This is a genomic window from Algoriphagus sp. 10J20-15 (genome assembly GCF_055809615.1).
This window is the reverse complement of the sequence record NZ_JBVVUG010000032.1, coordinates 226,736-238,260: the sequence shown is the minus strand read 5'-3', so window position 1 is coordinate 238,260 and position 11,525 is coordinate 226,736. Positions and strand designations below refer to the sequence as shown.

The window sequence follows — 11,525 nt, the reverse complement described above, 5'->3', positions numbered from 1 at the left end:
CTATCTCAGTTGAAAAATGTATGCAAAATTTATTTTTTCAAAATATAAATTTTCAAAACCCTCACTTTACCCCTGTATTTCAGCAAATGATTTGTTGAAAATTTCGATTTTCAAAATTTTGTACTGATTTCCGATTTCTTCAATATTTATCAAAAGTTATTCTCTTTTTTTTAATAAGAAAAATGATATATCATAATTACTTCAATAAATGCTAAATTTTTTACCGAATTCTCAATAAAGGAAAAGTCTTTCCCCTCTGAAATTTATTCTAATTTTGACCAAACATAATTCCAATGATTTCATTTCCAAACGCTAAGATTAACCTAGGGCTTCACATCACCGCCAAAAGAAAAGATGGATACCATGATATTGAGACCTGTATGATCCCAATTCCGCTTTTTGATGCCTTGGAAATGATTATTGACATTAAGAAAACAACTTTTGAAAGCTCTGGTCTCAACATCCCCGGCGATAAAAAGGATAATCTTATTCTAAAGGCCTACCGGCTTTTAAAGAAGGATTTCCCTAATCTTCCTCACTTAAGTATTCATCTGCACAAAAATATCCCGATGGGAGCTGGATTAGGCGGAGGCTCTGCTGATGCAGCATTTGCACTGACCTTAATGAATAATCTATTTGATCTGATTCTTGATGAGTTCTTCCTGGAGGAATATGCTGCTCAACTTGGAAGTGATTGTGCGTTTTTCATTGAAAACACACCAAAAATTGCAACTGGGAGAGGAGAAATTCTGGAACCTATAGCGGTAAATTTAAAAGGGAATCATTTGGTTTTAATAAATCCCGGGATTCATATCGGCACAAAAGAAGCTTACGCTGGCGTCACTCCAAGTGCGCCAAAAGTGAAACTCGGAGAAGTTCTGGCTGATAAGAGACGATGGAAAGATGAACTTGTAAATGACTTTGAAGCGAGCATATTCCCCAATCATCCCGAAATCGCGAGGGTAAAAGATAAACTGTATGAAAATGGAGCTTATTACGCAGCAATGTCCGGCTCAGGTTCTTCTGTGTTTGGCTTATTTGAGGAAAAGCCAACTCAAATTGATTGGGACAATAAGTTCTTCGTATTTGAAAGCCAGTTGGTATAGCTTAGCATTCTAAGCAATTACGACTTCGAATCAACTAAAAAACTAAATTCTATTAATCAAATAAAGCACTTCAATAAGGCTTTTTCAAAAGCTAAAAAGCAAAATCAAACTAAAGCAAATCCTGATTTTAATACTCAGGACTTTAAGAAACAGCTATATTTTATCTCCGTTGATCAAGCTACGCATCAAAACATTGTGATATCAATGGCGAATGAAGGCCTAGAGGTTATTTAATGCGAATAGATGATCCCGAGGAATAATTCACCCCAACGGCCGTACTGGCTTCCTCCTTTTATTCAAGTAATTCAATACGGGATAAGTAAGCACCGACACCAGAATTATCGCCGTTCCTACATAAAATTGAGGAGTCATTTTTTCGCTTTCCCCAAAAATCAATACAGCCAGAATAATACCGTATACAGGCTCTAAGTTAATGGTCAGATTGATTGAAAAGACAGAAAGTCGCTTCATCAATTCTACCGAAACTGAGAATGCATAGACTGTACAAATCCCCCCAAGGATAAATAACCAAAACCAATCGTAACCTACCCAAGTAAGCTGCAAACCTCCTTCAGTCATGAAATTGGAATAAATCGGCATAAAGAGTATCGTAAATAAGCAAGCACCCGCCATCTCAAAGAAGGTTATCTGATAAGGATTGTGCTTGTGGGCTAGCTTTCCATTTAAGACTGAGAAAACTGCTGCCAAAAATGATGAAGCGAGCGCCATACTTAACCCAAGCCAATAACCTGTCTCGAAACTGAAAATCACCAAAAGCCCAGAAATCACCATCAAACCGAGCCCTACTTCATACCATTTGATTTTTGTGCGATTGAATAAGGGCTCTACGAATGCAGTCCAAAGTGATGTTGTTGCCATTCCTGCCAGACAAACTGAAGCTGTAGAAACTCGAGCTGACCAGAAAAACAAAATCCAGTGCATTGCGATCACAAAGCCAACTCCAGTGACTTTGATCATATCAGGTAATGGCATCAGCAGATTTTTCTTTCTCAGCAAGAAAAGTCCAGCGACTCCTATAGATGCGATCAAGGTTCTATAAAACACCAGCTCAATCGCAGGTAAGCTTATGAGCAATCCCAGAATAGCTGTAAATCCCCAAATGAGTACTATCAAATGAAGCATCAAGTAATCCTTGATCGTTGCGTTCATTTATCTAGGGACAGTTTTATAAAGTAATAGACCTGTAAAAGCAAAAAGGATATTGGGGAGCCAAACCGCAAAAATCGGGTAAGTAGCTCCGTTTTCTGCAAATGTCCTAGAGAGAATAAAAAGGATGATATAAATAAATGCTAATAGGAAACCCATCGCAATCTGAAATCCAGAACCACCTCTGGTTTTCTTTGCAGACATAATCACTCCAATAAAAGTCAAAATAATAGCCGCAAATGGGGACATAAAACGGACATAGCGTTCGATTTTATAAAAGCCGACATTATCCGCTCCTCGCGCTTCCAACACTTTAATCTGCTTTCCTAATTCGGGAAGTTTCAAGGTTTCATGATGATTAGGTGGCAGGTCAAAGTCTTCAGGCCGGATAGAGAGCATCGTGTCGAGTTCTTCGCCAACTGTATATTCTTCTATCCTACCTTTAAGTTTGCGTAGCCTCCAATTATTTATTGTCCAAACATTCTTGGCAGTGTCCCACTCGATATTATCTGCAGAGAGTTTAGCCAAAAGCTCCCCATCTTTTATGGTTTCCAAAGTAAAAGAATAACCTATCAAAGAAGTGTTGTAAAATCGGCTGATATACGCATATGACTCTTCGCCTACTTTAATGTGGATATTTGCTTCTGAAGTGGTTTTCTCTTTTTCCAAATAATTGATGCGGAACTCAGTAACTCCCGCAGTAGCTCCTGGCAGCACCCAGCCATTCAGTAAAAAACTAGCCCCACCGATCATAGTCGCGGCAAAGAGAAATGGTCTAAGCATTCTAATAAAGCTAACCCCACTGCTCAGTATTGCAATAATTTCCGTTCTTCCAGCCATTTTGGAAGTGATAAAAATAACTGAAATAAATACAGTGATTGGGGTCAGAAGGTTATTCAAATAAAGCCCATAATTGATCATGTATTTAAAAATCTCCCTGGAAGGAACTTCATTCCTGATGTAGGTATCGTTCTTTTCAGTGAAATCCAAAACCAAAACCACCAGGACCAGCATTACCACTACGAAAAAGTAGGTCTTGAGAAAATCCTTGATGATCAGTTTGTCGAGTAGCTTCATAATTAGAGTCTGGTGCTCACTTTCTTCACCATTTGATCTTTCCAAACGGCAAAATCACCAGCTAGGATATGTTCTCTAGCTTGGCCCACCAGCCAAAGATAAAAACTTAGGTTATGAATACTGGCTATTTGAGCCGCCAAGATCTCCTTGCTGATCGTCAAATGCCTTAAATATGCTTTAGAATAGAAGGTACTCACGTATCCACCAATAGCCGGATCAATTCCACTAAAATCTTCCTTCCACTTTTCATTTCGGATATTAATAAATCCCTCAGAGGTGAATAGCATGCCATTTCGAGCATTTCGGGTGGGCATTACGCAGTCAAACATATCTACCCCAAGTGCAATGCACTCCAGGATATTGGCGGGAGTTCCCACTCCCATCAAGTAGCGTGGCTTGTCCTGCGGCAAAATATCAGTGACTAATTCGGTCATTTCATACATCATTTCGGCTGGTTCTCCTACAGAAAGTCCACCGATCGCATTCCCTTGCTGATTGGTAGAAGCAATGAATTCCGCACTTTGCTTGCGCAAATCCTTGTAGACTGAGCCTTGCACAATCGGAAACAGCGTTTGGTTGTAACCATACTTTCCTTCTGTAGCATCAAATCGATCGATACAACGAGTCAACCAGCGATGTGTCATCTCCATGGAATTCCTCGCATAGCCATATTCACAGGGATAAGGAGTACACTCGTCAAATGCCATAATGATATCGGCTCCTATCGTTCGCTGAATATCCATGACATTCTCTGGAGTGAAATGATGTTTGGAACCGTCAATGTGAGACTTGAACATCACACCATCTTCCTTAATTTTGCGTGTTCCTGACAAAGAAAAACCTGGTATCCTCCACTATCGGTCAAGATAGGTTTCTCCCAACCATTGAATTTGTGAAGTCCTCCAGCTTTTTCCAGCACATCAAGCCCAGGCCTCAAATACAAATGATAGGTATTTCCAAGGATAATTTGAGCCTTGATATCCTGATCCAATTCCCGCTGATGAACTGCCTTCACAGAACCCGCAGTACCTACAGGCATAAAAATCGGTGTCTGAATATCACCGTGGTCAGTTTTCACTACACCTGCTCTGGCTTTACTCTTGGAATCTTGGTGGGTTAAAGTAAACTTCATATCGCTAATGGGTTGCTGTTGAGACATTCTACACATTGTCTCATTCGGCCTACAAAAATATACGCTTATTCTTAAATGGTTTGCTGAATTTGATTTTATATTTGCTCAGCAAAAGCGACCTATGGGCCTATTTTTACTTTGGTTTTTCTTCGGAATTGGAATCCTCATCCAAGCAGTTTACCTATTGGTTATTTTTGGAAAGTCAGCCTTTTACAATGGTAATCAGTCGCATTCCGTTAATGAAAACGAGGAAGGAGTGACTGTTGTAATCTGCGCTCACAATGAGTTCGCAAATCTTAAAACACTCATCCCTAAGCTTTTCGAGCAAGACTATCCTGCTTTCGATGTGATGATCGTCAACGATAGATCTTCCGATAGAACCAAGCGACTGCTGGAGCAAATGATGGAAATTTACCCTAAACTTCGCTCTGTTACGATCAAATACACACCAGCGCATGTCACTGCCAAAAAGTATGCACTTACACTAGGTATTAAAGTCGCCAAAAATGACGTTATACTTCTGACCGATGCAGATTGCATTCCAGAAACCGATCAATGGATCAGAAAAATGACTGCACCAGTTCGAAATCAAGACAAAACATTTGCAGTGGGATTTTCAGGATACGAGCAAAAGCCTGGTTTCTTAAACAACTGGATTCAATTTGAGACCTTGTTAACAGCCTTATACTATATGTCTTTCGGTTTGTGGAAAAGACCCTTCATGGGAATCGGCAGGTAATCTCTGCTACCGGAAGGAATTTTTCATGAGCGTCAAAGCCTTCAAGGGCATTTGGCATATTGAAGGTGGAGATGATGACCTTTTCCTAAATCAGTATGCAAGCGGCGGCAACACAGCAATAATTTTAGATCCAGAAGCAAATACGATTTCCAAACCAAAAGAAACCCGCAAAGAATACCTCACCCAGAAAAAACGACACCTGCACGTGGGCAAATATTATCGGAGCGAAGACAAGAGAAAGATTGGATTATACTCCTTTTCACATGCATTATTCTGGCTTGGTGGGATAGGATTGCTTATTTATTTCGGTTTAGCCCAAAGCTGGGAACATTTTTCAGCTGTTTTCGGTATTATCCTATTGAGGTCTATTCTACTCACGCTGATTTTCAAAGCAGCTGAGAAAAAGATTCAAGGCACTAAACCACCAAAAAATATCTGGATACTTGATTTCTTGTATTTAGGTTATTTTTGGGTTTTAGGGACAATATCCCATCAGGCAAAAGACATCCAATGGAAATAAATGAACGCGGTTTTTCTAAGAAAGCACTCGAGGACTTTGAGTTAATTGATCAGGCTGTAGATCACAAAGATCAGCAAGCATATGCCTCCTTGATGAAGCGCTATAAAAAGGCCGTTTATTACATGATCTTGAAAATGATCCGGGATGCTGACGACGCGGAAGATCTTACGATGGAAGCTTTTGCTAAAGCATTTAAAAATCTGCATCGATTCAAGAAAGATTATACCTTCTCTACTTGGCTTTTTCGAATCGCAACGAATAATACCATTGACTTCATCCGAAAGAAAAAGCTCAAAACGATGAGTTTGAATACCACGATGTCTGATGATGGAGGAAATTCCGTGACCATTGATGTGGAAGACGATGATAATAATCCTCAGGATGAATTCATTCGTACCCAACGGATCGAGATGGTTCGAATTTTCGTGGATAAATTACCTGCAAAATACCGCAAACTCGTACAGCTTCGCTATTTCGACGAGCTTTCGTATGAGGAAATCGCTCAGGAATTGGAAAAACCGCTTGGAACTGTGAAGGCACAACTTCATAGATCTAGAGAATTACTTTACGAAATTGCCGCAGGCAAACAAAAACACATTTAATGAATTCCGGCACCCAACTTATCCAATCTTATTTCCCTGATCTTACAGAATATCAACTTTCACAGTTTGATCAGCTTCAGGCTCTTTATGAAGATTGGAATTCCAAAATCAACGTGATTTCCCGTAAGGACATGGAGCAATTTTACATTCACCATGTGCTCCACTCTTTGGGAATAGTGAAAGTGATGCCTTTCGAGCCTGGGACGAAGATATTAGATATTGGTACTGGAGGCGGATTTCCTGGAATTCCTTTGGCGATTATGTTTCCTGAGACTCATTTTCATCTGGTAGATTCTATCGGGAAAAAGATTACCGTTGTTAAAGACGTAGTCAAACAATTGAAGCTGACAAACGTGGAAGCTCAGCAAGCTAGAGCGGAGCAGCTTGTCCGTAAATATGACTTCGTGATCAGTCGAGCAGTTACACGAATGATCAATTTTTACCCTTGGGTGAAAAACAAAATCCGTAAGGAAGATATCAACGAATACCCAAATGGTATTCTTTACCTGAAAGGCGGGGAAGTGGATGAGGAGATGGAGGAGCTAGGTAAATCTTATGTGGTATATCACTTGGAAGACTACTTCAAAGAAGAATTTTTTGAGACAAAAAAGGTGATTTATATGCCTTGGGAGGACAAGAGGTAGAGTGAATTTGGAATTTCTGATATCGGAATTCTGATGTCAAAAATCTGAAATAAAAAATCTATCGATAGCTATTTTAATCATGTGATTTATCAATCTCATAGTTTATTTAGATCTAAGATTTAAGTACATATTTTTTTTTAATTCTCCGACAATTACCTCCAGTACGCTTGCCTCCTTTCAGAGATTAGCCCTAATTTGAAGTCTCAAATACCCAAGCTGTATGTATTTAATTTTTGATACCGAAACCACCGGTCTTCCTCGCGATTACAATGCTCCCATGTCCGATGTGGACAACTGGCCACGCCTTGTCCAGCTCGCTTGGCAACTGCATGATGCTAAGGGAAATCTGATTTCGAATCACAATTACATTATCCGACCGGAAGGATTTACCATTCCTTACAATGCGGAAAAAGTCCATGGAATTTCCACCAAGCGCGCCTTAGCAGAGGGTCATGACCTGAAGCAAATCCTTGGGATTTTTGAAGGTGATGTGAAGCAAGCCAAATATTTGGTTGGACACAATGTTGAGTTTGATGTCAATGTAACCGGTTCGGAATATTACCGCGCAGAAGCCACCATGCCTCTGACGGCACAACAACTGGACACCAAGGACATATCAACTGATTTCTGTGCACTTCCTGGCGGTAGAGGTGGCAAATACAAGTGGCCAACACTTACTGAACTTCATCAAAAGCTTTTCGGAAAAGGCTTCGGTGATGCGCACGATGCAGCTTATGATGTTGATGCTACTGCACGCTGTTTCTTTGGGTTGATTAATCAAGGCGTCCAAGCTCCCGAAGCTGGAGTTACCATCGCTGAAGTAATCTACGAAGCTCCAAAGCTAGAAGAAGCAAACTTTGCGCAAGCAAAAGATGCACAGAAAGCGGCCGCCAAAGATGTGCTAAAGCAAGCAGGTAAAGCTGACATTTCAGATTTAACGGACATTCCATTCACTCACCTGCACGTGCACAGTCAGTATTCTGTGTTGCAAGCGACTTCTGAGATTCCGGCCATGATTGCTCGCGCAAAGGAGCTCGGAATGCCAGCCATCGCATTGACTGATCACGGAAATATGATGGGTGCTTTCCACTTTGTAAAAGAAGCGTTAGGCAAAGACATTAAACCAATTTTAGGTTGCGAATTCAACCTGTGTCGAGACAGAAAAAACAAATCCAATAAGGATGATGGTTATCAAACTGTTCTCTTGGCAAAAAATAAAGCTGGCTATCATAACCTGGCAAAACTAGCTTCTTATGCCAACATCGAAGGCTTTTACTATCTACCTAGAATAGACAAAGAGCTCTTGGTTCAATACAAAGGAGACCTCATTGCAACCACCGGCGGGCTATGGGGAGAGATTCCTTTTTTGATTTTGAATGTCGGAGAAACACAAGCAGAGGAAGCTTTCGTCTGGTGGAAAGAGCAGTTTGGAGAAGACTTCTATGTGGAGCTCAATAGACATGGAATACCAGAAGAGGAGAAAGTGAATGAAGTGCTCTTGGAATTTGCCAAGAAATATGACGTGAAATATTTTGCAGCAAACAATTCCTATTACAGTGAGAAAACTGATGCAAAAGCGCATGATGTATTGCTTTGTGTGAAAGACGGTGAGCTTTACGACAAGCCAAAAAAATACATTGGAAAGCGAGGAAGAGAATTCCGCTATGGCTTCCCAAATGATGAATTCTACATCAAAACTCCCGATGAGATGAAAAAGCTCTTCGCGGATTTGCCTGAAGCCATCGAATGTACCAATGAGATTACCGAGAAAATCGAGACCTATAAATTAGCCAGAGAAGTACTTCTTCCTGCTTTTGAGATTCCTGATGAATTCAAACATCCAGAGGACGAAGTCGATGGAGGAAAACGTGGAGAAAATGCTTTTTTAAGACATCTTACCTACGAGGGTGCAAAAAAACGGTATGCGGAAATCACTCCGGAGATAACAGAACGCTTGGATTTTGAATTGGCAACTATTGAGAATACAGGTTATCCCGGATATTTCCTGATTGTTCAGGATTTCATTGTGGAGGCTAGAAAAATGGGGGTGTCTGTAGGCCCAGGTCGTGGATCTGCTGCAGGTTCAGCCGTTGCTTATTGCACAGGCATCACCAACATTGACCCAATCGCATACAATCTACTATTTGAGAGATTCCTAAATCCAGATCGAGTCTCACTTCCCGATATTGATATTGACTTTGACGATGAAGGTAGGGGTTCCGTAATCGATTATGTAATCAAAAAATACGGTTCCAACCAAGTTGCACAAATCATCACCTATGGCACCATGGCAGCTAAGTCCGCCATCCGTGATACAGCACGAGTTTTAAATTTACCTCTTCCTGAAGCTGGAAGACTTGCCGGTTTGGTACCAGATATCAAGCTAAAAGCGTTATTTGGTTTAGCTGGAAATCGGGCTGCACTTTCTGATAAGCTAAAAGGGCAAGGTGAAATGATTGCCAAAGCAGACGAATTGATCCGGATTTCCAAAGGACAGGATGATTCTGCGAAAACGATCAATCAGGCAACTATGCTGGAAGGCTCTGTTCGAAACCTTGGAATCCATGCCTGTGGTGTCATCATTACGCCCGCAGATATTACGAATTATGTACCGGTAGCACTAGCGAAGGATTCTGACATGGTTTGTACGCAGTTTGATAACTCCGTAGTGGAATCTGCAGGACTGTTGAAGATGGACTTTTTGGGTCTAAAAACGCTGACACTGATTAAAACCGCCGTTCGGATTGTAAAAGAACGTCACGGAATCGAGTTGGATGCGGACCATTTCCCAATTGACGATGCTAAAACCTACGAGCTTTTCCAACGTGGTGAAACCGTCGGCATTTTCCAGTATGAATCTGCCGGAATGCAGAAATACATGCGGGAACTAAAACCTACGGTTTTTGCAGATTTGATTGCTATGAATGCCTTGTATAGACCGGGGCCTTTGGCATATATCCCTTCTTTTATTAAAAGAAAGCATGGAACTGAAGCGATCGAATATGATCTGGACGACATGCAGGAATACTTGGAGGAAACATACGGAATTACCGTTTACCAAGAGCAAGTGATGCTTTTGTCCCAAAAACTTGCTGGATTCACTAAAGGTGAGGCGGATGTTTTGCGTAAGGCGATGGGTAAAAAGCAGAAAGATGTACTCGACAAAATGAAACCGAAGTTTGTCGAGCAGGCTTCTGCAAAAGGTCATGATGCAAAGAAACTTTCAAAGATTTGGACTGACTGGGAAGCATTTGCATCCTATGCATTTAACAAATCCCACTCAACTTGCTATGCATGGATCGCTTATCAAACGGCGTATCTAAAAGCTCATTATCCTGCGGAATATCTTGCTTCCGTACTGAGTAATAACATGAACGACATCACTCAGGTGACGTTTTTCATGGAGGAATGTAAGCGTGCCGGAATCCCAGTTTTAGGGCCGGATGTGAATGAATCCAAAAATGGATTTACCGTAAACCAGGCTGGAGAAATTCGGTTTGGCATGGCTGCAATTAAAGGAGCGGGCTCCGCAGCAGTTGATGCGATTATTGAAGAACGGGAGAAGAATGGCCCTTATAAAAATATCTTTGACTTTGCAAAGCGGGTAAGTTCCAAGGCTTTGAATAAGAAAACCATGGAAGCTTTGGCGATGGCCGGTGGGTTTGATTGTTTTCCACAGCATCATAGAAGACAATATTTAGAAGCTGCAGATGGAGATTTGAATTTGATCGAGAAAGCGACAAAGTATGCTCAAAAAGTGCAGCAGGAAGAAGAAAGCAATCAGGTAAGTCTTTTCGGCGGAGGTGCAGGAAATATGGAAGTACCGCTTCCTACTATTGCACCGATGGAGCCTTTCACTCAATTGCAGCAATTAAACATCGAAAAAGAAGTGGTAGGTCTATATATCTCCGGTCATCCACTAGACCAATTTAGATTGGAAATTGAGTCGTTCACTAATGCTTCTTTGCCTGATTTGAATGACTTGGAAAGTTTGAGAAATCGAACAGACATCAAATTGGCTGGATCAGTTTCGACTTTTGCACATCGAACTACCAAAAACGGAAAGCCTTTCGGAACACTGACATTGGAAGATTATCAAGGGGCCTTTACGTTTTTCCTATTTGGAGATGATTACGTGAGATTCAAAGAGTACTTTATGCCTGGCTGGTTCTTGTTTATCAGCGGAACTGTTGCTGGTAAACGATGGGCCGAAAATGAACTAGAATTTAAGATTGGTAACATTACTTTGCTAGACGAGATCCGCGGTAAAATGGTCAAAGGCCTTCGGGTAAATATTGACTTGGACGATTTGACGTTGGATCTTATGGAAAAACTAGAAGCAATTACTGAGAAATATAAAGGTGATGCCAAGTTGTATTTTGATGTGGTTGACCGGAAAGAAAATTTAGCGTTAGAGCTATTTTCAAAGAGATTTTCTATCGATCCATGTGCAGAAATGATCAATGAGCTGAAACAAATTCCTGAGGTGATGTATAAGGTGGTTTAAGTTTTCAAAAAATTTGCAAGAACAGGAAATT

Annotated in this window: 8 protein-coding genes and 1 pseudogene; 6 read left to right on the top strand and 3 right to left on the bottom strand. The window is 40.8% G+C overall.

The window, feature by feature from the left end:
* Positions 1-293: 293 nt before the first annotated feature.
* Complete coding sequence (gene ispE, locus AC0L6R_RS13315; protein ID WP_473271620.1) at positions 294-1,106, top strand: 4-(cytidine 5'-diphospho)-2-C-methyl-D-erythritol kinase; 813 nt, start codon at positions 294-296, stop codon at positions 1,104-1,106.
* Positions 1,107-1,367: 261 nt separating this feature from the next.
* On the opposite strand, the gene AC0L6R_RS13310 is transcribed toward ispE, so the two are convergent.
* The 3 genes and pseudogenes from AC0L6R_RS13310 to tgt form a co-directional block, all read right to left on the bottom strand.
* Positions 1,368-2,276, bottom strand: a complete 909-nt coding sequence (locus AC0L6R_RS13310) for a DMT family transporter (protein WP_283414649.1) — start codon at positions 2,274-2,276, stop codon at positions 1,368-1,370.
* A complete protein-coding gene (locus tag AC0L6R_RS13305) occupies positions 2,277-3,350 on the bottom strand; it encodes an LptF/LptG family permease (RefSeq protein WP_283414650.1) in 1,074 nt (357 codons plus the stop codon).
* Between the two features lie 2 nt (positions 3,351-3,352).
* Positions 3,353-4,482: pseudogene (gene tgt, locus AC0L6R_RS13300) on the bottom strand (tRNA guanosine(34) transglycosylase Tgt).
* Positions 4,483-4,603: 121 nt separating this feature from the next.
* On the opposite strand from tgt, the gene AC0L6R_RS13295 reads away from it, so the two are divergent.
* From AC0L6R_RS13295 to dnaE, 5 genes are all read left to right on the top strand, one after another.
* On the top strand, positions 4,604-5,221 hold the full coding sequence (locus AC0L6R_RS13295; RefSeq protein ID WP_473271618.1) for a glycosyltransferase: 618 nt from the start codon (positions 4,604-4,606) through the stop codon (positions 5,219-5,221).
* 25 nt (positions 5,222-5,246) lie between these two features.
* The gene (locus AC0L6R_RS13290) at positions 5,247-5,741 is read left to right on the top strand and encodes a hypothetical protein (protein ID WP_473271617.1); all 495 of its coding nucleotides are present in this window, start codon (positions 5,247-5,249) and stop codon (positions 5,739-5,741) included.
* Positions 5,732-6,343, top strand: coding sequence for an RNA polymerase sigma factor (locus tag AC0L6R_RS13285; RefSeq protein WP_283414653.1), 612 nt, complete (start codon positions 5,732-5,734; stop codon positions 6,341-6,343). The genes AC0L6R_RS13290 and AC0L6R_RS13285 overlap by 10 nt, the downstream gene beginning before the upstream one ends.
* Complete coding sequence (gene rsmG / locus AC0L6R_RS13280; protein ID WP_283414654.1) at positions 6,343-6,987, top strand: 16S rRNA (guanine(527)-N(7))-methyltransferase RsmG; 645 nt, start codon at positions 6,343-6,345, stop codon at positions 6,985-6,987. The genes AC0L6R_RS13285 and rsmG overlap by 1 nt, the downstream gene beginning before the upstream one ends.
* 220 nt (positions 6,988-7,207) lie before the next feature.
* Positions 7,208-11,494, top strand: a complete 4,287-nt coding sequence (gene dnaE, locus AC0L6R_RS13275; RefSeq protein WP_283414655.1) for a DNA polymerase III subunit alpha — start codon at positions 7,208-7,210, stop codon at positions 11,492-11,494.
* Positions 11,495-11,525 lie beyond the last annotated feature (31 nt).